Raw genomic sequence first — 25,848 nt, 5'->3', positions numbered from 1 at the left:
GTGCAGCGATTCGAGACAAAAGGACCATGCCCATGCCCGTAACCCCGGACCAACAGGCCGAAATCGATGCCCTGCGCGCCACCCCCCGCCAGACGTTGCGGGCCGTGTCCGAAGGCGCGGAAAAGCATCTGTATACCGCCCAGCCTGTACTGGATCACGGATTTGTCCGATTGATCGATTACATGGGCGATGATGCAGCCATCTGTCAGGCCGCGCGCGTGTCATACGGCAAGGGCACCAAATCCGTGCAGAACGACGAAGGTCTGATCCGTTATCTGATGCGGCATTGGCACAGCACACCGTTCGAGATGTGCGAGATTAAGCTGCACGTCAAATTGCCTGTCTTTGTGGCGCGTCAGTGGATCCGCCACCGCACAGCAAACGTGAACGAATATTCCGCGCGTTATTCGATCCTTGATCGTGAATTCTATATGCCGGACCCATCCCAGCTGGCAGCGCAAAGCACCATCAACAATCAGGGTCGGGGTGCCAGCCTGACACCTGACGAATCCGCCCGTGTGCTCGATATTTTGAAGGGCGACGCCGCGCAAACCTATGACCACTATGCGGAAATGATTGCCGAAGAAGGCCCCGACGGCACACCCAAGCAGGGCCTTGCCAGAGAGTTGGCCCGCATGAACCTGCCTGCAAACATTTATACGCAATGGTATTGGAAGGTTGATCTGCACAATCTGTTCCACTTCCTGCGTCTGCGCGCCGATGCCCATGCGCAGTATGAAATCCGGGTCTATGCCGATGCAATTTGCAACATCGTGGCTGACTGGGTTCCCGCAGCTTACAATGCTTTTGCCGACTACCGTCTGGGCGGCGCCGTCCTTAGCGCAAAGGGATTAGCTTGCCTGCAACGTATGCTGAAAGGCGAAGAGGTCACGCAAGAGACATCAGGGATGAGCAAGGGTGAGTGGCGCGAGTTCGAAAGCGTGCTGGCTTCATCGTAGCAGCCCTATCAAACTTATCGGGGTGTCCTGCCGGGCCGTTTATGGCCGGGCAGGGCAACACCCCTGAGCGGATCAATCTGCAAATTCAGGTCAATGCAAATCAGGCTGGCAGGCCGCGTGCTTTCCCCGCGCCGTGACGATTCGAACCGATCTGGCCTTAGTTTGGCCGCTTTTCTGCGCGAACATCAGGCATGTGACGCTACGTCCAGTTATCAGGCAAAGGCACCTAAGCCTTTAGGCCTTAATGGAATTTCATAAAATTAACACATTTCGGGGAAATGTTGCCTCGTGTTCCCATAGTGGGTGTTCTGCCCATTCGGTAATTTGTCCTAGAAATGACAAATGCCTCGGGGGGCAAAAAATGCACGCTACAAAACGTTCTGCTACGACTGCCAGCTTTCCTGAAATCCAGATGGCTATTCTGGACCGGTTATCCCAACAGGCCGACCGGCTTGCCGCAGCGCCACAGCCGCGCAAAACTCGCCGCGTGCTGCGCTGGACGCGTTTGCTGCCATGGTAATGTGATGATGCGCACCGCGCGTTCAGTCACCTGACTGATGCGCTGGATGGGCCTGCCAGCCCTGCGCAAGTCACCACGCGATGTTGACGATTTTTGTGTTTCCAAGTGCTTTAAAGCCCGCTTCGCAAGTGCGATAGCGGGCTTTATTGTTCGGGATGTGCCTGTCACGCTGCGGGCAGGGCGGTGGCGACACCGTTTGTATACCCCTAAAGGGGTGTTTCAATTGAAAGGTTCCCGATCGAATGAAAGTTTACAGTCTGAAGTCATGCGACACCTGCAAAAAAGCGATCAAGGCGCTGCGCGACGCGGGGCATGACCCCCAGATTATCGATGTGCGTGCAGATGGTCTTACCGATACCGACCGTGAGGCAATTATCGGCCAGTTCGGGTCAGCGGCGATCAACAAGTCATCGACGACTTGGCGGAATTTGGAAGACGGGGAAAAGGCGCAGCCCGTGGCCAGTCTGCTGACCCTGTATCCGACGCTGATGAAACGTCCGGTGATCCAGAACGGCGACGTGTGGACGATCGGCTGGAAGGCAGACGCGCAGGCCGCGCATCTGTAAGGCGGCCCGCTTTTCGGCAGGCCGCCTGTCAGGTCAGCGCAGGTCGGGCGCGGTCGCGGACAGGGCGAGTTCCGCCACGATCTCGTCCAGCGCCATGACTTTGGTCTGCTGTTCGCCCAAACGGCGGACAGAGGCGGTACGCTCTTCAACCTCGCGCCCGCCCAGCGCCAGAATGACCGGCACCTTACCGACAGAGTGTTCGCGGACCTTGTAGTTAATCTTTTCGTTGCGGGTGTCCGCCTCGGCGCGGATGCCCCTGGCGCGCAGTGCCGCGACGATTTCTTGGGCGTAATCGTCTGCGTCGGATACGATGGTGGCCACGACAACCTGACGCGGGGCCAGCCAGAACGGAAGCTTACCGGCGTGTTCTTCGATCAGGATGCCGATGAAACGCTCGAAGCTGCCCAGCACGGCGCGGTGCAGCATCACGGGGCGATGCTTGTCACCGTCGGCAGCCACATAGTTGGCGTCCAGACGGTCGGGCAGGTTGGGGTCCACCTGCAGGGTCCCGCACTGCCATTCCCGGCCAATCGCGTCGGTCAGCGTGAATTCCAGCTTGGGGCCGTAAAAGGCACCTTCACCCGGCAGCAGCTCAAAGCCATAGCCGGCGGCCTTGCAGGCGTCGCCCAGCGCGGCTTCTACCCGGTCCCAGCTTTCGTCGCTACCGATCCGCTTTTCAGGGCGAGTGGACAGCTTGATCGTCCAGTTGTTGAACCCAAGGTCTGCGTAGACCGAGGCGAGCAGCTTGATGAACTTTTCAGTTTCCGCCACGATCTGGTCGTCGGTGCAAAAGATGTGCGCGTCGTCCTGCGTGAAGCCGCGCACGCGCATGATGCCGTGCAGCGCGCCTGACGGTTCATACCGGTTGCACGATCCAAATTCGGCCATGCGCAGCGGCAGGTCGCGGTAGGATTTCAGGCCTTGGTTAAAGATCTGCACGTGGCAAGGGCAGTTCATCGGCTTAAGCGCGTTGACTGTCTTTTCGCGGGCGTGATCCTCGTCCACCTCGACGATGAACATGTGGTCCTGATAATTGTCCCAGTGACCGGATTTTTCCCAGAGGACGCGGTTCACGACCTGCGGGGTGTTGACCTCGACATAGCCGTCAGCACGCTGTTTGCGGCGCATGTAGTCCTGCAGTTCGGTATAGATTGTCCAGCCGTTCGGGTGCCAGAACACCTGACCGGGGGCCTCTTCCTGCATGTGATACAGGTCCATTTCGCGGCCCAGCTTGCGGTGGTCGCGTTTGGCGGCCTCTTCCAGCATGTGCAGGTGGGCCTTCAGGTCTTCTTTGTTCGTGAAGGCCACGCCGTAAATGCGCTGCAGCATTGCGCGGTTGCTGTCGCCGCGCCAATAGGCACCGGCAATGGACATCAGTTTAAAACAGTCACCAGGCACCTGGCCGGTGTTCTGCAAGTGCGGGCCGCGGCACAGATCCTGCCAGTCGCCGTGCCAATACATGCGCAGGGGCTCGTTGCCCGGGATGCTTTCGATCAGCTCGACCTTATAAGGCTCGCCGCGGTCCTGATAATATTGGATCGCCTTGGGGCGGTCCCAGATTTCCGTGCGCACATCATCACGCTTGTTGATGATCTCTTTCATCTTTTTTTCGATGACGCCAAGGTCTTCTGGGGTGAAGGGTTCCTTGCGGTCAAAGTCGTAATACCAGCCATCCTTGATCACCGGGCCAATGGTGACCTGCGTGTCGGGCCAGATTTCCTGCACGGCGCGGGCCATGATATGGGCCAGATCATGACGCACCAGTTCCAGCGCCGGAACCGTGTCTTTCATCGTGTTGATCGCGATAGAGCTATCAGCTTCAATCGGCCACTGCAGGTCATAGTGCTGACCGTTCACAGTTGCGGAAATAGCCTTTTTGCGCAGGCTGGACGAAATGTCAGCGGCGACGTCACCAGCGGTGATGCCAGCATCGTAGCTGCGCGCATTGCCATCGGGAAAGGTAAGGGTGATCTGGGCCATTATGCTGGCTCCTCATCGGTTTGGCGCCCACGGAACGCCCGGTTGCGGGATATGTGTCGCGCCTAGATGCCGTCTGGTGCGCGCGCGGTCAAGGGGGCGACACCGGTCGCGCAAGCATCGCCCGGCCGCGCACCACCCCTTGTCATTGACCTGTTTGCCGTGATGTGGTGGGCCGCAAAGTCAAAAGGGGTGCAGGCCGATGCCAGATATGCTGACAACACCGCAGGGGCGACGGATTGCCTTTCACGACACTGCCGGACAGGGTCCGACGGTCGTATTCCTTGGCGGGTTCAAATCCGACATGGGCGGCACAAAGGCTGTGCACCTGCAAGCCTGGGCGCAGGCCCAGGGCCGTGCCTTCGTGCGGTTTGACTATTCCGGCCATGGTGAAAGCAGCGAAGCCTTTACCGATGGTGCCATCGGCGATTGGTGCGCGGATGCCCGCGCAGTGCTGGCCATGATCGATGGGCCATTGGTGCTGGTCGGGTCCAGCATGGGGGGGTGGATTTCGCTGCTTTGCGCCAAGGCGATGCCGCAACGAATTGCGGGCCTTATCACCATCGCCGCTGCGCCGGATTTCACCGAAGACAGCATGCGGGCCAGCTTTGACGCGGACCAGCGTGATGCCCTGATGCGCGACGGGCAGATTGCGCTGCCCTCTGATTATGGCGATCCTTATATTATCACCCGCCGCTTGATCGAGGAGGGACGCGACCAGCTTGTCCTGCGCGACCCTTTGGATCTGCCGTTCCCGGTGCGTTTTCTGCAGGGAACCGCGGATATGGATGTCGACGTCAGTGTCGCGATGCGGTTGCTGGATCATGTGACCGGGAACGATGTGCGGCTGACGCTGGTCAAGGGCGCGGACCACCGCTTTTCCGATCCCGATTGTCTGGCTTTGATGACACAGGCCGTGCAGCAGGTGCTGGACCGCATCGGCAGCTAATCTGCCAGCCAGGCTTTTGCGGTAGCGGCGGGCGTGTCATGGCAAGCCGCCGCCAGCGCCGCCCGCTTGGGGTTGCACCGCTTTGCCCCCGGTGCGATGACGGGCAAAACACGAAAGAGCAGGGCAAGATAATGGCGTACGAACCGCTGGTGATGATTCCGCCAATGCTGTGCGATGCCCGCGTTTTCGCGTCGCTGACAGCCGCAATGTCGGTGGATCACGCGACCTGTATCATGCCGACGGCCGGGGGCGACCGGATCGAAGATATCGCAAGTCGTATTCTAGACTGCGCGCCCGCACGGTTTGCCTTGCTCGGGGCGGGGATGGGCGGCGTTGTCGCGCTAGAGGTAACGCGCCGCGCGCCGACACGGGTCCTGCGCATTGCGCTGATGAACTGCACAGCCCAGCCCGAAACGCCGCAAACGGCCGCCGAAAGAGAGCCGCTGATCGTCGCCGCCCGTGCCGGCCGTTTTAAGGATGTCGTCGCGCAGGAAATGCCTGCCGCCTGCTTTGCCGATGGCCCGCACCGCCGCGCGGCAATGGAATGCGTCACCGACATGGCCTGGGCAACAGGGGCAGAGCGTTACGTCAGCCAGGCCCGCGCCATGCAACGCCGCCGGGACCAATCGGCCACCCTGCGCCAGATCCGCCAGCCGGCCATGGTCATCTGCGGGGCCGAGGACACGATTTATCCAGTGCGGCGCCATGAATTCATGGCGGAAATGATTCCCTATTCGCGACTGGAAGTCATTGAGGGTGCCGGCCACCTGCCGACGCTGGAACAACCAGAGGCAACCCTGGCAGTCATTCGCGCCTGGATGCAGCAACCGCTCGTTTTGCGATAGGTCAGCAATCAGCCCCGCCGGGCGAAGCCGTGCGGGGCTGTTTGACAGTAGCTGCTTACTTCGCAGCAGTCTTGGACGGCATGGCCGTGACATTGCTGGCCTTGGCTTTAACCGGAGCTTTGGCAGGCTTTTCTGGCTGCGGCGCATCCGCATTGTCGTCGATGAAACGCAGCACCAGCGGGCGGATGTTCTTGCGCCATTTGCCACCGGCAAAAATGCCGAAGTGACCGGCACCCGGCTCTAGATGGGCGGCTTTTTTGCTGTCGGGCAGGCCCGTCATCAGGGCCAGGGCGGCAAGGCATTGGCCGGGGGCGGAAATATCATCTTTTTCCCCCTCTACCACCTTTACGGCAACTGTGGTGATCGCACCGATATCGACCTTTTTGCCTGCGACGACAAAGGCGTTGCGGGCAATATCGCGGTTTTTGAAAACGCGTTCGACGGTCGAGAGGTAAAATTCAGCCGGCATATCCATGACGGCAAGGTATTCGTCATAGAATTCGTTATGCTTGTCATGTTCCGACGCTTCGCCCTTGGCCGTCGCGATGATCTGGTTGCGAAACGCGGTGGTATGCGCCTCTTGATTCATGGAAATGAAGGACGACAGCTGCAGCAAGCCGGGATAAACCTTGCGGCCCACCCCTTTGAATTTAAAGCCGACTTGCTGGATCATCAGCTGTTCCAGCTGGCCCATACTGACAGAATGGCCGAAGTCCGTCACCGATGTCGGATTGGCATCAGGATCAATCGGACCGCCGATCAAGGTCATGGACCGGGGCTGCGCGCTGGGATCTTCGGCAGCCAGATAGGCCACGGCAGCCATGGTCAGGGGGGCGGGCTGGCAGACAGCGATGACGTGCAGATCGCTGCCCAGCTCTTTCATAAAGTCGACTAGGTAGAGCGTATAATCCTCGATATCGAACTTGCCGGCACTGACCGGAATGTCGCGGGCATTGTGCCAGTCGGTGGTATAAACCTCGCAATCGGGAAGCAAGGAAATGACCGTCTTGCGGACAAGCGTGGCATAGTGGCCCGACATGGGGGCGACCAGCAGCACACGGCGCTTTTTCGGTGCGCGTCCGCCGACGTTGAAATGGATCAAATCGCCAAACGGCTTTTGCAAAACCGTTTCGATATGCACGATATGATCCGTGCCATCATCGACCGTTTGCACCGGAATGTTCCAGTCCGGTTTGACGACCATCCGGCTGAACGCCCGTTCCGTCACTTCGCCCCAGGCACCAAGCCAGTCCATGAACGGATTGGCTGTCATCGCCATGGCGGGATAGCTGGCAAAAGCACGCGCTGTCGACCCAAGCCATTGGTTCGTGTTACGCATGCTTTCCATCATGTCGTAGGTCATCATATACTTCATGTTGGAACGTTCCTGATGTGGTCGCGCAATGAATGCTGCAACTGCGAAGGTAGGCCGGGGGGAGTGATATGACAACTATTGATATGCACGAAGGTGAACCAAGCCGTAAAGAACTTGACAATCTTGAAAAAAATCTGGCGCGTGTTGATGCATTGACGCAGCGTCTTGTGGCGGCGCTGTCCAAGGCACGGCAGGTGCCGGCGGCCTTGCAAGGCCCAAGTCAGGAACTTTATGCCAAGGCGGCGGGGGCCTATTGGGCCCAGATGGTCAACAATCCGGCCAAGCTGATCGAGCATCAACTGTCGTTCTGGTCCAAATCCGTCACCCATTTCGTAGAAGCGCAGGCGCTTCTGGCGCAGGGCCATATCGCCGCGCCAGAGGACAAAACCCCGAGCGACCGCCGCTTTTCCCACGAATTGTGGCGCACCAATCCGTTCTTTAACTTCGTCAAACAGCAATACATGATCAACGCCGAGGCGATCACGCAGGCCATCAATGATGTCGAAGCGCTTGACCCTGCCGAAAAGAAGCGGCTGCGCTATTTTGGGCAGCAGATCATCGACATGTTCAGCCCCACCAACTTTCTGGCCACCAATCCAGAAGCCCTGAGCCTTGCGGTCGAGACAGAAGGGGAATCCCTTGTTCGGGGACTAGAAAATCTTGTCCGCGATCTGGAAGCGAACAACGGTGATCTGGTCGTCACGCTCGCGGATAAGGATGCTTTTACCGTCGGCGAAAACCTGGCCACCACACCCGGAGAGGTGGTTTTTCGCAACCACCTGTTCGAGCTGATCCAATATGCGCCCACCACCAAATCCGTGCATGCGGTGCCGCTGGTGATCTTTCCGCCCTGGATCAACAAATATTATATCCTTGATCTGAAACCGGAAAATTCGCTGATCAAGTGGATTGTCGATCAGGGGCATACTTTGTTCGTGGTGTCTTGGGTCAACCCGGACCCCAGCTATGCCGACACATCGATGACCGATTATGTTCAGGATGGCTATTTGCAGGCGATCGACACGGTCAAGGCGATTTGCGACGTGCCGCAGGTCAACGCCATCGGTTATTGCATCGCCGGGACGACCTTGTCACTGACGCTGGCCCTGCTGGCGCAGCGCGGTGATACATCGGTCAAATCGGCTACCTTGTTCACCGCGCTGACCGACTTTTCCGATCGCGGAGAGGTCGGAGTTTTTCTGGACGAAGACTTCATGAACGGGATCGAGCTTGAGGTCGGCAAGACGGGCATTTTGGACAAATACTACATGTCGCGGACTTTCAGCTTTTTGCGGTCCAATGACCTGATTTATGGGCCGGCGATCAAAAGCTATATGCTGGGCAAAGCCCCGCCTGCCTTTGACCTGCTGTATTGGAACGGGGATGCCACGAACCTGCCCGGCAAGATGGCGCAGCAGTATCTGCGCGGATTGTGTCAGGATGACAAATTTGCCGGTGCGGGGTTTGATGTTGCCGGTGCAACTGTGCAGATCGAACAGGTGACGCAGCCTATCTGCGCCATTGCTTGCGAAACCGATCACATCGCAGCCTGGAAAAGCAGTTATCGCGGCGTGCAAAAGATGGGCTCGGTTGACAAGACCTTTATCCTTTCGGGCTCTGGTCACATTGCGGGCATCGTCAATCCGCCCGCAAAGAACAAATACGGTCACTGGCTGAACTCCGATCTTTCGCTTGATCCTGCGGCATGGAAGGACGCGGCCCAGCAACAAGAGGGCAGCTGGTGGCCGCACTGGCAGGCATGGCTTGCAGAAAAATCAGGCGATATGATTCCCCCCGCACACCGGGTTCGCCCAAATTTCCACCGATTTGCCCGGCACCGGGAACATATGTGACCTAGGGGAAGTTTAGTTCCCGTATGAATTGTATCGACAAATCAGAGTATTGCGCAGTTGCAGAAACTCAAAATGCTGCACTGCGGAAAAAACTTGCAATGCTGCAGTGCAGCATATAGATTGTTGGTGCAGATAAGGGCGATGGAACAGACCTTCGCCACCATAGCAAAGGATGCATACCATGGCGAAGACCCAAGACTTCACAGCCGTTTTCAAAGACCTGATGGGCTCTTTCCCCGTTGACACCAAGTCGATGGAAGATGCCTACAAATCCCAGGCAACCCTGGCCGAAAAGCTGTCGACCGTGTCGCTGTCCGCTGCACAGGAATCCGCACAGCTGTCCGCCAAGTGGGCGCAGGATACCCTGACCAAGATGCAGGACATGACGAAAGCCAAGGCAGAGCCCGCCGATTACGCTAAGTCGATGACCGATTTCGCATCCGCCACTGCAGAATCCGCAGCCGAGCATATGGCCGCCTTTGCAGAGATTGCGAAAAAGGTTCAGACCCAGACGCTGGAACTGATGATGGCCGCAGGCAAGGACATGTCCGAGGACATGACCAACGCTGCGAAAAAGGCATCCGACGAAATGACCGCCGCCGCCAAGAAGGCGACAACCGCCAAGTAAGCCAGACCCGGCTTCAGACGATCAGGCGCGCCCTTTGGGGTGCGCCTTTTTGTGTTCAGAGTTTTTCTTGTTTGTCTTGCAGTCGCGGCATAGCATTGCTGCACTGCATCATGCTTGGGAGGGCAGACCGTGGCCGCCACCGATAAACCACTGCTGATCAAGCGCTACGCCAGCCGGCGCCTGTATAACACGGAAACCAGCGACTATGTGACGCTGGAAGATATCGCTGTTTTCATCCGCGCAGGCCGCGAAGTGCAGATCGTTGATCTGAAATCCGGCGATGACCTGACGCGGCAATACCTGCTGCAAATTATTGCCGAACACGAAAGCCGCGGCGAAAGCGTGCTGGGCGTCGATCTTTTGACCGACCTGGTGCGCGGCTATACCAGCCAGGCCGTGTCAGTCGTGCCGCAATTCCTGACCGCCAGCTTCGAGATGCTGCGCGACGGGCAAAGCAAGGCCATGGACAACATGACAAAATCGAACCCGCTGCTGAATATGCCGGGGTTCGAGGCGATGCGCAGTCAGCAGTCCGCCTTTTTCAAGGCGATGACCGGCGGAATGATCCCCGGTGTGTCGCGCGAGCCGGAAAAGGCAAAGCCGGCGGATGATCTGGAAACGATCAAAGCGCAGCTTGCTGAAATGCAGGACAAACTGTCAAAGCTCGGAAAATGACGCGGGCGGGGCAGGCGGGGTCAGACGCCCAGCCGGTCCCGCAACGCATACCACGTCATGGCCAGTGTCAGCAGCGGCGCACTGAAACGCGCGCCGCCCGGAAAGTTCGGCACCGGCAGCGCGGACATGACATCAAAGCGCCCGCTCTGGCCAAGGATCGCCTCTGCCATAACGCGGCCGGTAAAGCCGGACAAGGCAACGCCGTGGCCGGAAAAGCCAGCCCCCGACATGATATTCGGCGCGACGCGTTGCAGCGCGGGCAGGCGGGTCATCGTAATGCCCAGCGTGCCGCCCCAGACGTAGTCCAGCTTGACCTGCGCCAGCTGCGGAAACAGCGATATCATCCGCGCATGCAGCGCAGGTGCGATATCCTTGGGATAACCGATGGAATAGCTTTCGCGGCCACCGAACAGCAGGCGGCGGTCTTCGGACAGGCGATAGTAATTCACCACAAATTTGGAATCCGCCACCGCAATATCGCGGGTCAGGACCTCGTCCGCCAGATCGCCCAGCGGCTCTGTCGCGCCGATAAATGAATTGATCGGCATCACGCGGGCGGCCACCCTGCGATTGATGCCGGGCAGATAACCGTTGCCCGCCAGAATGACGTGATCCGCCGTAACCACGCCCCGCCCGGTCTGCACGCGGGCAGGCGTACCCTGCTGGATGCCGTGAACTTCTGACCCTTCAAGAATGACAGCGCCCGCAGCCTCTGCCGCGGCGGCAAGGCCAACGGCATAGCGCAGGGGGTGGATATGGGCGGCACCGTTGTCCAGCCAGCCGCCGGCATAGGCGTTCGTTCGGACCAGATCGCGCAGCCCGGCGCGGTCCAGCGGCGCGATCTTGTCATAGCCATAGGTGCGCGACAGAAATTCGGCTTCGGCGTGCAGATCCTTGCGGCCCTTGTCAGAATAGGTGCCAAAGGCTACGCCCGGCGTCCATTTCGCATCCGGTGCATGGGCCGCGATCAAATCATGCAAATCGGCCTTGGCCTGCTCTGCGCAGTCCCACAGCGCCCGCGCCGCGCCATCGCCCAACTTTTTCGCCAGATCGATCTGGTGCCAGTTATAGCCCGATCCGACCTGACCGCCATTGCGGCCCGATGCGCCAAAGCCCGCGCGATGCGCTTCCAGCACGATGACCTTGCGCCCGGCTTGCGCCAGCCGCAGCGCCGCTGTCAGGCCGGTATAGCCGGCACCGATGATACAAACATCGGCATCGCGGTTGCCGCGCAGTGACGGGCGCTGCGGCGGCAGGTTGGTCGTCGCGGCATACCAGCTGGCCGGAAATTTGCCGGCGGTATCATTGCGATATAGCGGGTTCATTCGGCCTCTATCTGCTGGCTTTGAAATTTGTCCCATGTCGTCGCGACCGCAAGTGACATCGCGCCCAAGCAGAACACGAAGCCAAGCGCCGCAAGCAGGTTGCGTTTCATCCGGTCAGACATTGAGCAACAGATGTTCGCGTTCCCAAGGGCTGATTACCTGCAGAAATTCGTTATATTCCGCGTGTTTGACGATTGAATAGACGCGGGCGAATTCCTCGCCCAACACGGCGTGCATGTCCTTGGCATCGTCAAACAATTCCAGCGCGGCATAAAGGCCCTGCGGTATCGCGTCTTCGGCCTCGTAGGCGTCGCCCTGGAACCGCTTGTCCGGCCAGATTTCGTTTTTCATGCCCAGATAGCCGCAAGCCAGCGACGCTGCGATGCACAGGTAGGGGTTACAATCCATACCCGCGAGCCTGTTTTCCACGCGACGCGCCTCTGGCGGGGAAATGGGAATCCGGATGCCCGTGGTGCGGTTGTCGCGGCCCCATTCAAGGTTGATCGGGGCGGCATGGTCGCGGACATAGCGGCGGTAGCTGTTCACATAGGGTGCGATCACGGCGATGACCGACGGCATATGTTCTTGCAATCCGCCGATGAAGTGGAAGAAGTCGTCGGTCTCTCCGCCTTGCGGGCCGGTAAAGATGTTACGCCCCTTGCGGTCCAGAACCGAATGGTGGACGTGCATCGCGCTGCCCGGCTCGCCTTCGATTGGTTTGGCCATAAAGGTCGCGGTGCAGTCATGCTTCAACGCGGCCTCGCGCAGCAGGCGCTTGAAGAAAAACACCTCGTCCGCCAGCTTGACCGGATCGCCATGGCGCAGGTTGATTTCAAGCTGACCGGCACCGCCTTCTTGAGTGATGCCGTCGATTTCGATGCCTTGGATTTCGGCGTATTCATAAATGTCGTCGATCACCGGGCCATAATCGTCCACGGCGGACATGGAATAGGCCTGCCGCGCCGCAGCGGGTCGGCCCGTGCGGCCCATCATCGGTTCGATAGGTTTGGCGGGGTCGATGTTGCGGCCCACTAGATAGAATTCCATTTCCGGTGCCACGACCGGTGTCCAGCCCTCGGCCTTGTACAAATCGACAACACGTTTCAGCACGTTGCGCGGGCTGCATCCAACTGGGCGGCCTTTTTGATCAAAGGCATCGTGGATGACCTGCAAGGTGCCGTCCTTTGTCCACGGCGCGGCGGTCGCGGTGGACATGTCGGGGCGCAGGATCATGTCAGGTTCCAGAAATCCCTCTGGCCCGGCAGCTTCGCCCCATTCGCCGGTAATCGTCTGGAAAAAGATCGAATTGGGCAGATGAAAATGCGCCTGCTTTTCCCACTTGGACGCTGGCACGGCCTTGCCGCGGGCGATGCCAGGCAGATCGGCGATGACGCATTCGACTTCATCCAGACGGTTGTTTTCCAGATACATGCGCGCCGCTTCGGGAATTGCGTCAAGCCAGGTCATGTCAGGCTCCGGGTTTTGAAAAAGCGGGCCATTTGATTTGCGATCCGGTGGTTGTCGATCGGCATCATCGCGGCGGCGCGGGCAGCGGTCAGCAGCGGGGCGGGGACCACACCTTCGCCGCGTTCGTCGCCAAGGCGCTTGGTAAAGGCGTTTTCAAATTCCGGATGTGCCTGCACCGTGAAAATACGGTTGCCGTAAACCAGCGCCGCGTTCTCGCAAAAGTCGTTGGTAGCCACGATCTTAGCCCCTTCGGGGCGCTGCGTCACCTGATCCTGATGCCAGGCGTTCAGTGCGACAGTGTCGCCCTGCCAGTCATAGGTCTGACGCCCGACAGCCCAGCCGCCGGGGAATTTTTCGACACGGCCGCCAAGGGCCTGCGCAATAATTTGGTGACCAAAGCAAATGCCGACCATCGGCGCACCGGCCGCATAGGCATCGCGAATAAAGGTTTCCAGCGGCGCGATGAACGGGTGATCTTCGTAGGCACCATGCTTTGATCCGGTCAGCAACCAGCCGTCGGCGGCGTGAATGTCCGCCGGGAATTGCATATCCACAACATCATAGGTTTCAAATTCGAACCCCTGATCGCCCAGCAACTGCTTGAACAGATCCGCGTAGTCGCCCGTGTCCGGTCGCATCGCATCTGGTGCGTGCCCGGTCTGCAAAATTCCGATTTTCATGGATCACCTGCTATTGATAGCGGCAATCTAGGACTCTGTGCCCGCCCACGCAAGCGGGGCGTTGGTTCAGCGGATAATCTGGGGCCGGATCCGCAGGCGCTTGCGCCTTTCCTGCGGCAGGTGGCGGTTCAGGCGGGCGTTGATCAGGCCGAATGACGTAATCACGACCAGCGTCAGGATGATGAAATAGCCTGCAAGGATGGGGTAGGGGACGAAGGGATTAAAGGTCTTGTCGGCAAAGTAATTGGCATAATACAGCGCGTCGCCCCGCTGTTGCAGCGCCGGAAAACCAGAGAAGTAGACAAGCGTGGTTGCGTGAAACAGAAAGATCGCCTCATTCGTGTAGGCGGGCCAGGCCAGACGCAGCATCGTTGGCCAGACCACCCGGCGAAAGCGGGTCCAGCCGGACAGGCCGTAGGCATCTGCCGCTTCTGTATCGCCCTTGGGGATCGAGAGCAGCGCGCCGTGAAAAATCTCGGCGGAATAGGCTGCAGTATTGAAAAACAGCACAACCAGCGCGCCGGCCCAGGCGGATGTGAACAGGCCAAAGACCGGTGCCACGCTTTTGAGCGAGAGGAACAGGAAATAAGCAAAGAAGAATTGGATGAACAGCGGCGAGCCGCGGAAGATAAAAATGAACCATTCCGACACCTTGCGCAGCACCGTCCGGTTCGAGGCTTTGCCAAGCGCCAGCGCCGTCGCCAGCACAAAGCCTGCCGCCAGCGCGAAGATGCCGAAATAGATGTTCCAGATCATGCCAGAGCCGATCAGCGTGAACTGTTGGCACAGGGTGAAATCGGATCGGGGCAAAAGCCGCTCTCCGATGCCAAGGCTGCGCAGGCCGTAGTCGGCGATGGTTTGAATGCAGCTCATCCTGCGGCCTTTCGCTGCGCTTCACCGCCTGCTGTGGCCTGCCCGCGGGTCAGGCGGGACATAACGCGACTCAGGATAATTTCGGATACCTTGGTCAGCGCAAGGTAGAACACCAAGAGCGCGCCAAAATACCACATGCGCCAGTCGCTGTGGGGGTAATCGGTGAAATTAGGGGTCTTGGTGCTGCCAAGCTCGCGCGCCCAATAGACGATATCTTCGACGCCCAGCAAAAACAGCAGCGGGGTTGCCTTGATCAAAACCATCCACAGGTTCGACAGGCCGGGCAGGGCATAGACCCACATCTGCGGCACCAGCACGCGGCGGGTGACCTGGCGGCGGGTCATGCCGTAAGCCTCTGCCGTTTCCAGCTGGCCGCGGGGCACGGCGCGCATGGCACCGAACATGACATTGGCGGCAAAAGCACCGAAGACGATGGAAAAGGTCAGAACGGCAAGGCCGAAACCGTAGGTTTCGTGAACCCATTGCGCCGCATTGCCCAGTGGCATCTTGGCCTGCTGGCACACGACAAAGTCGTTGCCTTGCCGCACCGGCTGGTCCCAACCGGGGCACAACATCTTGTGTCGCAGGTATTCGATGCCCTGATCCAGCGCGATGACGAAGAACAGGAAAAAGGCGATATCCGGCACGCCGCGCACGACCGCCATATAGGTTTTGCCAAACCAGCGGACCGGTGCGATCTGGCTGCGCGCGGCGGACGCACCGCCATAGCCGAACAGCAACGCCACAGGGGCGGTAATCGCGAGAAGAAGCAGGACCGTCCCGACGGACCAGTAGATGCCCATATGCTTGCCTGTCGTCAGGTAGCAAGAGAGCCACGTCAGGCCAGACAGGCTGGCGGGATCTGTGCAATAGCTAAAGATGGCGCCGATCCTTGACGTTGGTATTTGAGTTTATTCAGCCAGATGAATGGGATGCGCCGCGCCCCCGTGCAAGGGCGCGGCGCGCGGTTTTTAGAACGTGGCGGAGCCCGGCAGCATGTCGGTGATCAGCGTGTTCAGGGAACCGTCGGCCTTCATGGACTGGATGGCTGCGTCAAACTTTGCCTTCAGGTCAGCATCGCTTTCGCGCAGGCCAAGGCCGATACCACCGCCGATCAGGACGTCGTCGCCCATGATGTTCAGCTCAGCTTCTGCCTCTGCGATAGGGGCAAGGAAGGCTTTGTCGGCCAGCACGGCGTCAGCTTCGCCATTGCGCACGGCTGCAACAGCTTCTTCCGGGGTTGCGAATTCAAGCAGGGCCGCGTCAGGCAATTCGGAGGCAACGTAGCCTGCCTGAATGGTGCCGGTCTGTGCGGCAATGACGGCGGTGGTCAGATCGATGCCGTCGGTCATTGCGACAAAAGCGCTGGGATCGGGCTGGGTGTAGGGGTCGGAGAAGTCGATGACTTCGTCACGTTCCGGCGTGATCGACATGCCGGCCATGATGACATCGTAGTTGCCCGAAACCAGGTTCGGGATGATGCTGTCCCAGTCGTTGGTGACCCAGGTGCAGGTGAGTTCGGCGCGGGCGCAGAGTTCGTCACCCAGAACACGTTCGAATCCGTCAACTTCACCGGCGTCGTTGATGAAGTTGTACGGAGGGTAGGCCCCTTCAGTGCCCATGCGCACAACGTCTTGTGCCATGGCGGATCCGGCCAGCAACGCGAAGGCTGCGGTGGTGAGTGTCAGTTTGTTCATTGTCGTCTCCCGTTGGATGAGGCGGCGTTGCGCCTCGATGATCGGCCAGAGGGTTATGCGAAACCTGTAAAATGGCAAGCCTGAATAGGCTGACGCAGGGTCAGCGGGCTAGGCCGGCAAGGTTGCGGAAAGAAAACCGCGCAGGCGGTCGGTTTGCGGGTTGGTGAACAGATCGCCGGGGGTGCCTTGTTCCTCGATCAGGCCTTGGTGCAAGAATACGACGTGGTCCGAGACGTCCGCTGCCATGCGCATATCATGGGTCACGATCAGCATGGTGCGGCCTTCTTCGGCGAGGGCCTGAATGACACGCACGACTTCCTGTTCCAGTTCCGGGTCCAGTGCGGATGTGGGTTCATCAAACAGCAGCGCCTTGGGTTCCATGCACAGGGCGCGGGCTATGGCGGCGCGCTGTTGCTGGCCGCCGGATAGCATGGCGGGATAAGCATCCGCCTTGTCGCCGATGCCGACCTTGTCCAGATAGCGGCGGGCGGCGTCCTCCACCTCTGCCCGGTCACGTTTCAAGACAGTCAGCGGCGCTTCCATCACGTTTTGCAGAATCGTCATATGCGCCCACAGGTTGAACTGCTGGAACACCATTGACAGGTTGGTCCGGATGCGGATCATCTGGGCATGATCGGCCGGGCGGCGGTTCAGTCCCGTCCCTTTCCATTTTACTGGCTCGCCATCAAAGACGATTTCGCCTTGCTGGCTGTCTTCCAGAAGGTTTGCGCAGCGTAGCAGGGTGGATTTCCCTGATCCGGACGATCCGATCAACGACACGACATGACCGGCGGGTGCGGTGATATCGACGCCCTTCAGCACCTCTAGGTTGCCATAGGCCTTGTGCAGGTTGCGGATCGAGATGACAGGTGTTTGTGCGGTATTCATGGGGGGTGATATGGCCGCAAAACCCCCCAGAATGCAACGGGCCTTAGCCCGCGTTTTCGATTCTGCGGCGCGCGGCGTTGCTGTCCTGATCCGTGACGCCCAACATCGGGGCAACCATGCGCATGATGCTGTCTTCTTGCGCGTCGCGTTCGCCGTCGGCCAGCACGATCTGCCACATGGCATCGATCACCGCGAGGCGGTCTTCGTAATCAACCGCATCTTTGATCGCGCGGGTAAAGCGGACGGTGTCCGGGGCTTCGGCTTCCAGCGCCTCGCATTGCATGCGCAATGCGCTGGCGTCGCTGAGGCCATAGCGGCGGGCAAGGATCGCCTCGATCCGGGATTTTTCCACGGGGTCGTAGTGGCCGTCGGCGCGGGCTAGTCGCACCAGCAAGGCCCCAAGGGCCAGGCGGGCGTCGGCGTCGGGGATGCGGTCGGGGGCGGGGGCGGTCATGCGCCGGATCAGATCTGCAAACATGGGCTGGTTATAGGGCCGGCACAGGTGTTCGGAAAGGGTGAGCGATCAGGTCTGTGGCTGCACCCGCGCAAAAAGCCGTGACAGCGCGTTGGCTTCGTCGACAAATCCGTAGGGTGGATTGACGACGAACATGCCCGATCCCACCATGCCGTGTCCTGGCCGTGCGGGGGGGAAGTTTACAGTGTGGGATATGGCGTCCGGAAACTGTCGGTGCAGTGCGCGTAGCATCGGTTTGTGCCGCGCATCGGTCAGCACCGGATACCACAACGCCAGAATACCCACGGGCCACCGGCGGTGCAGCTTGCGCAGGAATTCAGGAATATCTTCGTATTCGGTCTTAACCTCCCAACTGGGATCGCACAGGAGCAGGCCGCGGCGCGGATCGGGGGGGCAGCGTGACAGCGCCATGGCAAGGCCGTCGGTCTGGCTGACGGTGACACCGGGCAGGGCGGTGCGCAGGGCTTCCGCCTCTGCCGGGTGGAGTTCGGCAAGGGTCATGTTGTCTTCGAAGCGCAGCGTATCCAGGGCGATTTGCGGGCTGCCGGGATAGATATGCGCACCGTAGCGTTCGCGGCTTTTGGCCAACGCGCGGGCGTAGGGATGATCCTTGGCAAACCAGTCCTGGGCCAGCGCGATGCCTTGAGCAGCTTCGCCGGTTTTCACAGCTTCGGGGCTGCGCAGATCATAGATCGCACGCCCGGCGTGGGTTTCCAGATAGGACAGCGGTTTAGGTTTGCGGATCATATAGTCCAGCATCCAGGCAAGCAGTGCGTGCTTGTGAACGTCGGCCATGTTTCCGGCGTGATAGGCGTGTTGATATGAAAGCATCACATTGACCTAACCTGTTCGGATGGTGCCGTGAAGCCTTGTTGCACATTGCATTGATGCTAGAATGGGGACAAATACATCTCTTTCCCGGAAAGTTTTCGCATGTCTTCTTCTCGCTTGCTGTCTGCCGCACTGATAACGGCCCTTCTGCCCGTCGCGGCCGCCGCACAAAATACCCTTTCGATCGGGCTTGGCCCCCAGTCTGCCCCCGCCTATTTCGGATCGTCGGAGAATGAAGGAAACGTGACCGGCAATTTCAGCATCCAGCAGCTGAGCTTTGGCCCTCTTCGCTTTGGTGGATCCGAAGGCGGCACAGCGCAGGGTTTCGGTTTTGCCGCATCCATCCGCTATATCGGAGAGCGCAGCGGTGCCGAATATTCCGAACTGGCTGGCACAGAAACGATTGACGCTGCGCTGGAGCTTGGTGGCGGCCTGACTTACACCGCCGAGAACTTTTATGTCTTCGCAGTGGCGCGCAAGGGTGTCACCGGTCATGACGCGGTTGTCGGTGAAATTGGTGCAGACGCCATCTATCGCCCTTCGGCCCCGGTTGAGCTGCGTGTTGGACCACGGTTCTTTTTCGGGGATGACGAATACGCCCAGCAGTATTTCGGCGTGACTGCCGCCGAGGCCGGTAACGGCAATACGTTGACGGCCTATGACGCTAAGGGCGGCCTCCTGTCCCAAGGGGTTGAGGCAAGCGCATCCTATGCCTTTTCCGAAGATTGGGGCGTGACCGGCACCGTGCGTTATGAAGAATATGCCAATGACGCGGCTGATAGCCCGATTGTAAAGCAGGGCAGCGACAATGCGACCACGGCGAGCTTGGTGGTGACGCGCCGCTTTAGCTTCTGAAGCTGCGATATTCGAATTGAAAAAGGCGCGCCTTGCGAGGCGCGCCTTTTTTATTGTGACTAGTGTTTCATTGTGACTGGTGCAGCTTTTGATGCGGCGGTTTGGGATCGACCCGGCTGCGCCGGGCCGATCCATGGGGGCTTTGCCCCCATACCCCCAGGATATTTAAGACCAGAAGAAAGGGACCGCGCCTTAGACGAGGCGCGAGTTTTCGACGGCGGCGCGGACGAAGTCGGCAAAGAGCGGGTGCGGCGCGAAGGGTTTGGATTTCAGTTCGGGGTGGAACTGAACGCCGATAAACCAGGGGTGGTCTTTCCATTCGACGATTTCTGGCAGTTTGCCATCGGGCGACATGCCGGAAAAGCACAGGCCGGTCGCCTCGAGCTGATCGCGATACTTTGTATCGACTTCGTAGCGGTGACGGTGGCGTTCCTCGATCGCGGTAGTGCCATAGATTTGCGCAACTTTTGAGCCTTCGCGCAGGGTCGCATTGTAGGCACCAAGGCGCATGGTGCCGCCTTTGGCATCGCTGGCTTTGCGCGCGACAGTCTGGTTGCCCTGCACCCATTCCTTCAGGTGATAGACCACAGGTTCGAAGCGCTTGATGCCGGCTTCGTGGTCGAACTCTTCTGATCCGGCGGTAGTCAGACCGGCGACATTACGCGCGGCTTCGATGACGGCCATCTGCATGCCAAGGCAGATGCCAAGGTAGGGTACGCCTTTTTCGCGGGCGAATTGCGCCGCCTTGATCTTACCTTCGGTGCCGCGTTCGCCAAAGCCGCCGGGGACGAGGATCGCATGAAAGCCTTCGAGGTAGGGCGCGGCATCTTCGCGGTCGAAAAGCTCTGCATCGACCCAGTCGATACGCACCTTCACGCGGTTCGCCATGCCGCCGTGTGTCAGCGCCTCTGCGATGGATTTGTAGGCGTCTTCCAGCTGTGTGTACTTCCCGACAATGGCAACGCGCACCTCGCCTTCGGGATTGTGGATGCGGTCGGCGACGTCGTGCCAGACTGTCAGGTTCGGTGCAGGCGCGGGGGCGATGCCGAAAGCATCAAGCACAGCCTGATCAAGGCCCTGCGCATGATAGGCGAGGGGCGCCTCGTAGATGGATTTGAGGTCATAGGCCGCGATGACCGCGTCCTTGCGCACATTGCAGAACAGGCCGATCTTTTCCCGCTCGCGTTCCGGGATCGGATGTTCGGACCGGCACACCAGAATGTCGGGGGCCAGGCCAATGCTGCGCAATTCCTTGACAGAGTGCTGGGTCGGCTTTGTTTTCAGCTCTCCGCTTGCGGCCAAATAAGGCAGCAGGGTCAGATGCATGAAGATACACTGCCCGCGCGGTTTGTCCTGGGCGAACTGGCGGATCGCTTCAAAGAAGGGCAAACCTTCGATATCGCCGACCGTGCCGCCGATTTCGCAGAGCATGAAATCGACTTCGTCTTCACCGATGGAAATGAAATCCTTGATCTCGTTCGTGACGTGGGGAATGACCTGAATGGTCTTGCCAAGGTAATCGCCGCGGCGTTCCTTTTCCAGCACCGTGGAATAGACCCGGCCGGAACTGATGGAATCGGTCATGCGGGCGGCCACGCCGGTAAAGCGTTCGTAGTGACCAAGGTCGAGGTCGGTTTCCGCGCCATCGTCGGTGACGAAAACCTCGCCGTGTTCGAATGGTGACATCGTGCCTGGATCAACGTTCAGATAAGGGTCCAGTTTGCGCAGGCGGACCGTATAGCCACGCGCCTGCAGCAGCGATCCCAGCGCGGCAGAGGCCAGGCCTTTGCCCAGCGACGACACAACCCCGCCCGTGATAAAGATGAAACGTGCCATGGAAGGGCCCCCGTGTGTGTCAAGAATTCAGACATACGATCCAGCATCGGATCGCATCATCACGGGATTTACGGATAGCCGAAACAGGCCCTCACGTGCAACCCGTGACGCAATATTTTGGTGAACCGGCCCGAAGGCCGGCCAAGTGTTGTGGTATCAGTGGCTTAGTTGCCCGACGGCACCAGCGGCGCGTCGCCTGCCGAAGGCGGCAACAGATTGTCGCCAAGTCCGGACGATGCCGGAGCATCCGCAGCCGGGGCATCCTGCAGGCGGTCGACAACCGATGCACCTGCTGCATTTTCAGCTGCGATGATCGTCAGCGCGATGGATGTCGCGATAAAGCCGATTGCTAAAATCCATGTGACCTTGCCCATGGCTGTCGGGGCAGGGCGCCCGGTGGCTGCACCGCCGCCACCACCGCCGATGCCCAATCCGCCGCCTTCAGAGCGTTGCAAAAGGACTGTGCCGATCAGCGACAGTGCTAGGATCAAGTGAATGACGAGGACGACGTTTTCCATGTAGGACGGGCCTGCGGGTTGTCTGCGGTTCGGCGCTATCTATGCCGTTGGTCCTCTTGCCGCAACCCCAAAGGCCGCGCGGCGGAGGGTGCATTGGCGTGTCGCCTTGCTTTTTCGGTTTCATGCCTGCCCCAAGGGGCATATAGCGGTCAGCGGAATTTTCCGTAATAGGACAAGTATCATGGCAAACGTTGTCGTCGTTGGCGCCCAGTGGGGCGACGAAGGTAAAGGCAAGATCGTTGACTGGCTAAGCGAGCGCGCCGATGTCGTCGCCCGTTTTCAGGGGGGGCACAACGCTGGCCACACCCTTGTGATCGACGGCAAGGTTTACAAGTTGCACGCGCTGCCCAGCGGCGTTGTTCGCGGCGGCAAGCTTAGCGTGATCGGCAACGGTGTCGTGCTTGACCCCTGGCACCTGTTGAAGGAAATCGAAACGATCCGCGCGCAGGGCGTTGATATCAATCCTGAAACGCTGATGATTGCGGAAAATACACCGCTGATCCTGCCGTTCCACGGGGAACTGGACCGGGCACGGGAAAATCAGGCCAGCGTTGCCAAGATCGGTACGACAGGCCGCGGCATCGGCCCCTGCTACGAAGACAAGGTCGGGCGCCGCGTGATCCGCGTTGCCGATCTGGCTGATCCCGCAACGCTGGAACTGCGCGTTGACCGCGCCTTGGTGCATCATGATGCCCTGCGTCGGGGGCTGGGGCTGGAGCCGATCGACCGTGACGATCTTTTGGCCCAGTTGAGAGAGATCGCGCCAGCGATTCTGGCCTATGCCGCTCCTGTGTGGAAAGTGCTGAACGACAAACGTAAAGAAGGTAAGCGGATCCTGTTCGAAGGCGCGCAGGGCGCGCTGCTGGACATCGACTTCGGCACCTATCCTTTCGTCACCTCCTCAAACGTGATTGCAGGTCAGGCTGCGACGGGGACGGGCGTGGGGCCGGGCGCGATTGATTTCGTGCTGGGCATCGTCAAGGCCTATACCACCCGCGTGGGTGAAGGGCCGTTCCCCACCGAGCTGCTGGATGATGACGGCGAAAAGCTGGGTCAGCGCGGCCATGAATTCGGTACCACCACAGGTCGCAAGCGGCGCTGCGGCTGGTTCGACGCGGCGCTTGTGCGCCAGACCTGCGCGACCTCTGGCGTGTCGGGGATTTCCCTGACCAAGCTGGATGTGCTGGACGGGTTCGAGACGTTGAAAATCTGCACCGGTTACGATCTGGATGGCACCGTTCTGGACTATCTGCCGACCGCCGCAGACCAGCAGGCGCGTTGCAAGCCGATCTACGAGGAAATGCCCGGTTGGTCCGAATCGACCGAAGGAGCGCGGTCCTGGAATGATCTGCCCGCACAGGCGATTAAATACGTCCGCCGTATCGAAGAGCTGATCGATTGCCCCGTGGCACTGGTGTCGACATCGCCAGAACGGGAGGACACGATCCTTGTCACCGACCCCTTCGCTGCGCGATGAACGGCTGGTTCGCCAACCTGAGCTACAAGGCACGTAAACGCTGGGCGTTGCTGATCCTGGTGCTGGGATTGCCGGCCTATCTGATTGTTGCAGTGACAATCACGTCGACGCTGGATCGCCCGTCGTTCTTGTTGGAACTTGCGATTTATGTCGGCCTTGGTGTGCTGTGGGCCTATCCGTTCCGCAGCATTTTCAAGGGGATCGGCCAGCCCGATCCGGATGAAAAGGACTAGGTCAGGTCTAAGGGTTGCATATGAAAAAGGCGGGGGCTTTCACCCCCGCCTTTTTGTTTGTGCATCTTGTCTGCCGGATCAGCTGCCGACTGCGCGGGCTTCCGGCTTGAACCGGATCCGTTCCGATACGGCGAAGCGACCGTTGCGGACGCGTTCGATCCGGCCTTGGCGCAGCAGGGTACCAAAGGACCGCAGCCCGTCTTCGCGGCTGAAATCTTCTGACACGGTCTGGCGCACCTTTTGCATGATATGTGGGCGAGAGAAGTCTTCGGACCCTTCCACAAAAGCGGTATAGGCAGCGGCGGCTTCCAAAAGGTCTTGCAGGCTGGTTGCGCCCATATTCTCCGCATACTCGGCAAAGTTGCCAGCCTCTGCCGCGGGGGCCGCGGCTGCGGTCGCTACGCGGCGCGGCTGAACCGGACCGTCGGATTTGGCTTCAGCCAGTTCCTTTTCCAGATCGACGCGCTGGCTTGGCACCAATTTCAGCGGCGCAGGGCGGGCGCGTTCGCCGCGATCGGATGTGCCTTCGGGGCGCGGTGCACGCCGGGGGCGGACAACCTGATCCAGATCTTCGCGGAAGGCATCCTCCGTCTCGGCCCGTTTGTCACCAGTCTCGCCAAGTTGACGCGCGGCTTCCGTTGCGGCAACAGCGGCTTTCAACTGGGCAATCGCGTTGCGGCGACGGCTTGCTTCGGGGTCGGCCAATTCGTTATTGGCCTGTGACATGATCCGCGACATTTCTGCCTCTGTCGTGTCAGGCAGCGGGTCGCGCCGCAGCTTTTGCGCAGGTGCAGCGGCGTCTGCGTCCGGTGCTTTTGCCTGTTCAGGCGCAGCATCCTGCGGTGCAGCATCGGTGTCGTCCTCTTGGCGCAGGGCCGCAAGGGTGCGTTGCAGATCAGCCTCGTCGTCGTCAGACAGGGTGCTGCCAACATCCGGCAAATCGACATCCACCGAATCGTCCGCGTCAAGCAGATCCGCGGACAGGTCCGCATTGCCGTGATCATCAACGGTATCAGCAGCGGTATCATCCTGCGGCTTTTCATCTGCAGCCACTTGCGGTGCGTCTTGGGTTTCAGCCATCAGCGCCGCAACCGAGGTCGAGGCAGCAGACGTGTCTTTTTCCTGCTTTGGCAAGGCGGGGGCCGACACGGCCGCTTTTTCGGCGGCCAGCTTAGCAATATCCGCAGCGGTCAGTGTTGCGACGGCATCGGCCGCGTCATCAGTCGGGCGCTGCCGGCGCGTGACGCGCAGGATACGGCCGCGCGGTGCCGCCGGCGGCGTGTCGGCTGCAACCTCTGCCGCGGGCTCTTCTACCTGCGGGGCACGCAGACCTGCACGCTGCAAGTTGCGCAGAACGGCGTCGATCTGGTCGTCTGTCTCGTCTTCTTCCGCGGCAGCGGTGGGTGCATCATCTGACTCTTCAGCCACAACAGGCGCAGAGGCAGCGGTTGCCGCTGTGTCCGGTTCCGCATCATCCTGATCCACAGGCGCTGCATCGTCCTGCGACAAATCGGCGTCAGCGGTAACCTCTGTTGAACTGGTGTCTGCGTCCAGTGCGTCGTCCGCAGCAGGCGCGCCTGCTTCGACTTCAGGGTTTTCCGGGGCACCGGCCACGGGGACCGTCTCTTCCAGGTCTTCGACAAAGGCGTTGGGGGCAGCGGCAGGATTCACACCGCCAACAACCGCACGAATGCGCTGCAATTTCGCAGCCACGCTTTCCGAATCGGGATGCGCTGGCGGCTCGGTGCGGGGGGCGGCAGGCTGTGCCACGGCTTCGACCGGGGCTGCATCGCGGGCTGCGGCCATTGCCTTTTCACGCATGCTGTCGGTTTCCACCGGACGGCGCGGCGCGGGCGGCATGACGGGCGATTCGTCATCTTCTGCCGCATCGGGTGCAGGGGCTTCATCCGCTGCGGCGGTATCCACTGGCGCTGTATCCGCAACATCCGGCTTTGCAGCTTCGGCCTGCGCGGGTGCCGGTGCCGGATCAGCGGTGGCAGCTGGCGCTGCGGGGGCCGGCGTGGCCGCGGTCAACGGCGCGGCGACCTGCATGGGTACTGCCGCCGGTTCAGAGGCGCGCAAGACAATACCGGTATCACTTGACCGTACATCAACGCGGCGCGAAATTTCGCGCTCTGCGATGCGTGTCAGCATTTCTGCGTCGGGGGTCGGGGGTTCAGCCCCGAAATAACGGTCCCCTGCGGCCAGATCGCGGAAATATTCTGCAATCGCCTTCATCGTCGAGAAGGAATCTTCAAATCCCTCCAACGTGCACGAAAAGGTGCCATAGGAAACGGTAAGAATCTTGCTCGACTCAACCATGATTTCGCTCGCTTTTTGCCAGTC

24 protein-coding genes and 1 pseudogene are annotated in these 25,848 nt (G+C 59.9%); 11 read left to right on the top strand and 14 right to left on the bottom strand.

The features are described 5' to 3' along the window. Window positions 1–32: 32 nt before the first annotated feature. The 3 genes from thyX to SJY10_RS12785 all read left to right on the top strand — a co-directional run bounded on the left by thyX (window position 33) and on the right by SJY10_RS12785 (window position 2,045). A complete protein-coding gene (thyX, locus tag SJY10_RS12795) occupies window positions 33–959 on the top strand; it encodes an FAD-dependent thymidylate synthase (RefSeq protein WP_386683185.1) in 927 nt (308 codons plus the stop codon). Between the two features lie 361 nt (window positions 960–1,320). Then, entirely contained in the window at window positions 1,321–1,479 is a 159-nt protein-coding gene (locus tag SJY10_RS12790) for a hypothetical protein (RefSeq protein ID WP_386683183.1), read from the top strand. 242 nt (window positions 1,480–1,721) lie between these two features. Then, window positions 1,722–2,045: an arsenate reductase family protein gene (locus SJY10_RS12785; RefSeq protein ID WP_386683181.1), complete on the top strand. Its 324-nt coding sequence runs from the start codon at window positions 1,722–1,724 to the stop codon at window positions 2,043–2,045. 33 nt (window positions 2,046–2,078) lie between these two features. Here the strand turns inward: SJY10_RS12785 and thrS are convergent, their stop codons facing one another. Further along, the gene (gene thrS, locus SJY10_RS12780; RefSeq protein ID WP_386683179.1) at window positions 2,079–4,025 is read right to left on the bottom strand and encodes a threonine--tRNA ligase; all 1,947 of its coding nucleotides are present in this window, start codon (window positions 4,023–4,025) and stop codon (window positions 2,079–2,081) included. A 199-nt stretch (window positions 4,026–4,224) separates the two neighbouring features. On the opposite strand from thrS, the gene SJY10_RS12775 reads away from it, so the two are divergent. Further along, a complete protein-coding gene (locus SJY10_RS12775; RefSeq protein ID WP_386683177.1) occupies window positions 4,225–4,971 on the top strand; it encodes an alpha/beta fold hydrolase in 747 nt (248 codons plus the stop codon). Between the two features lie 131 nt (window positions 4,972–5,102). Continuing rightward, window positions 5,103–5,816 carry an alpha/beta fold hydrolase gene (locus SJY10_RS12770; protein ID WP_386683175.1) on the top strand — a complete coding sequence of 238 codons (714 nt, stop codon included), beginning with the start codon at window positions 5,103–5,105 and terminating at the stop codon, window positions 5,814–5,816. A 55-nt stretch (window positions 5,817–5,871) separates the two neighbouring features. Here SJY10_RS12770 and phaZ read toward each other — a convergent pair whose 3' ends face one another. Next, entirely contained in the window at window positions 5,872–7,191 is a 1,320-nt protein-coding gene (phaZ, locus tag SJY10_RS12765) for a polyhydroxyalkanoate depolymerase (protein WP_386683173.1), read from the bottom strand. A gap of 68 nt (window positions 7,192–7,259) precedes the next feature. Between phaZ and SJY10_RS12760 the strand changes: the two are divergent. The 3 genes and pseudogenes from SJY10_RS12760 to phaR all read left to right on the top strand — a co-directional run bounded on the left by SJY10_RS12760 (window position 7,260) and on the right by phaR (window position 10,347). Beyond that, a pseudogene (locus SJY10_RS12760) lies at window positions 7,260–9,049 on the top strand (PHA/PHB synthase family protein). Between the two features lie 176 nt (window positions 9,050–9,225). After that, window positions 9,226–9,672, top strand: coding sequence for a Phasin (locus tag SJY10_RS12755; protein ID WP_386683171.1), 447 nt, complete (start codon window positions 9,226–9,228; stop codon window positions 9,670–9,672). A gap of 129 nt (window positions 9,673–9,801) precedes the next feature. Beyond that, complete coding sequence (phaR, locus tag SJY10_RS12750; RefSeq protein WP_386683169.1) at window positions 9,802–10,347, top strand: polyhydroxyalkanoate synthesis repressor PhaR; 546 nt, start codon at window positions 9,802–9,804, stop codon at window positions 10,345–10,347. A 20-nt stretch (window positions 10,348–10,367) separates the two neighbouring features. Here the strand turns inward: phaR and SJY10_RS12745 are convergent, their stop codons facing one another. The 9 genes from SJY10_RS12745 to rlmJ form a co-directional block, all read right to left on the bottom strand. Beyond that, the gene (locus SJY10_RS12745) at window positions 10,368–11,672 is read right to left on the bottom strand and encodes an NAD(P)/FAD-dependent oxidoreductase (protein ID WP_386683167.1); all 1,305 of its coding nucleotides are present in this window, start codon (window positions 11,670–11,672) and stop codon (window positions 10,368–10,370) included. 114 nt (window positions 11,673–11,786) lie between these two features. Then, window positions 11,787–13,139, bottom strand: coding sequence for a glutamine synthetase family protein (locus SJY10_RS12740; protein WP_386683165.1), 1,353 nt, complete (start codon window positions 13,137–13,139; stop codon window positions 11,787–11,789). Then, window positions 13,136–13,819 (bottom strand): type 1 glutamine amidotransferase, encoded by a 684-nt coding sequence (locus SJY10_RS12735; protein ID WP_386683163.1) that lies wholly within the window; start codon window positions 13,817–13,819, stop codon window positions 13,136–13,138. The genes SJY10_RS12740 and SJY10_RS12735 overlap by 4 nt, the downstream gene beginning before the upstream one ends. 66 nt (window positions 13,820–13,885) lie before the next feature. Further along, entirely contained in the window at window positions 13,886–14,692 is an 807-nt protein-coding gene (locus tag SJY10_RS12730; protein WP_386683161.1) for an ABC transporter permease, read from the bottom strand. Then, the gene (locus tag SJY10_RS12725) at window positions 14,689–15,573 is read right to left on the bottom strand and encodes an ABC transporter permease (RefSeq protein WP_386684674.1); all 885 of its coding nucleotides are present in this window, start codon (window positions 15,571–15,573) and stop codon (window positions 14,689–14,691) included. Before SJY10_RS12725 ends, SJY10_RS12730 begins: the two co-directional genes overlap by 4 nt. A gap of 90 nt (window positions 15,574–15,663) precedes the next feature. Then, window positions 15,664–16,389 carry a transporter substrate-binding domain-containing protein gene (locus SJY10_RS12720; protein WP_386683159.1) on the bottom strand — a complete coding sequence of 242 codons (726 nt, stop codon included), beginning with the start codon at window positions 16,387–16,389 and terminating at the stop codon, window positions 15,664–15,666. 108 nt (window positions 16,390–16,497) lie between these two features. Beyond that, window positions 16,498–17,277, bottom strand: a complete 780-nt coding sequence (locus SJY10_RS12715; protein WP_386683157.1) for an ABC transporter ATP-binding protein — start codon at window positions 17,275–17,277, stop codon at window positions 16,498–16,500. Window positions 17,278–17,320: 43 nt separating this feature from the next. After that, complete coding sequence (locus SJY10_RS12710) at window positions 17,321–17,755, bottom strand: TerB family tellurite resistance protein (RefSeq protein WP_386683155.1); 435 nt, start codon at window positions 17,753–17,755, stop codon at window positions 17,321–17,323. A gap of 45 nt (window positions 17,756–17,800) precedes the next feature. Next, window positions 17,801–18,583 carry a 23S rRNA (adenine(2030)-N(6))-methyltransferase RlmJ gene (rlmJ, locus tag SJY10_RS12705; protein ID WP_386683153.1) on the bottom strand — a complete coding sequence of 261 codons (783 nt, stop codon included), beginning with the start codon at window positions 18,581–18,583 and terminating at the stop codon, window positions 17,801–17,803. Window positions 18,584–18,685: 102 nt separating this feature from the next. Here rlmJ and SJY10_RS12700 point away from each other — a divergent pair, with 102 nt between their 5' ends. Beyond that, window positions 18,686–19,438 carry a MipA/OmpV family protein gene (locus tag SJY10_RS12700; protein ID WP_386683151.1) on the top strand — a complete coding sequence of 251 codons (753 nt, stop codon included), beginning with the start codon at window positions 18,686–18,688 and terminating at the stop codon, window positions 19,436–19,438. A gap of 192 nt (window positions 19,439–19,630) precedes the next feature. On the opposite strand, the gene SJY10_RS12695 is transcribed toward SJY10_RS12700, so the two are convergent. Together SJY10_RS12695 and secG are read right to left on the bottom strand one after the other, a co-directional pair. Beyond that, window positions 19,631–21,274 (bottom strand): CTP synthase, encoded by a 1,644-nt coding sequence (locus SJY10_RS12695; RefSeq protein ID WP_386683149.1) that lies wholly within the window; start codon window positions 21,272–21,274, stop codon window positions 19,631–19,633. Window positions 21,275–21,438: 164 nt separating this feature from the next. After that, on the bottom strand, window positions 21,439–21,792 hold the full coding sequence (gene secG / locus SJY10_RS12690; RefSeq protein WP_386683147.1) for a preprotein translocase subunit SecG: 354 nt from the start codon (window positions 21,790–21,792) through the stop codon (window positions 21,439–21,441). 181 nt (window positions 21,793–21,973) lie between these two features. Here secG and SJY10_RS12685 point away from each other — a divergent pair, with 181 nt between their 5' ends. Together SJY10_RS12685 and SJY10_RS12680 are read left to right on the top strand one after the other, a co-directional pair. Next, window positions 21,974–23,269 carry an adenylosuccinate synthase gene (locus SJY10_RS12685; RefSeq protein ID WP_386683145.1) on the top strand — a complete coding sequence of 432 codons (1,296 nt, stop codon included), beginning with the start codon at window positions 21,974–21,976 and terminating at the stop codon, window positions 23,267–23,269. Further along, entirely contained in the window at window positions 23,266–23,502 is a 237-nt protein-coding gene (locus tag SJY10_RS12680; protein ID WP_386683143.1) for a DUF2842 domain-containing protein, read from the top strand. Before SJY10_RS12685 ends, SJY10_RS12680 begins: the two co-directional genes overlap by 4 nt. Window positions 23,503–23,580: 78 nt before the next feature. On the opposite strand, the gene SJY10_RS12675 is transcribed toward SJY10_RS12680, so the two are convergent. Further along, entirely contained in the window at window positions 23,581–25,824 is a 2,244-nt protein-coding gene (locus SJY10_RS12675; RefSeq protein WP_386683141.1) for a hypothetical protein, read from the bottom strand. Window positions 25,825–25,848: the final 24 nt, after the last annotated feature.

The organism is Loktanella sp. R86503, from assembly GCF_042466455.1.
GTDB lineage: Bacteria > Pseudomonadota > Alphaproteobacteria > Rhodobacterales > Rhodobacteraceae > Loktanella.
This window is presented reverse-complemented; position numbering and strand designations above follow the sequence as displayed.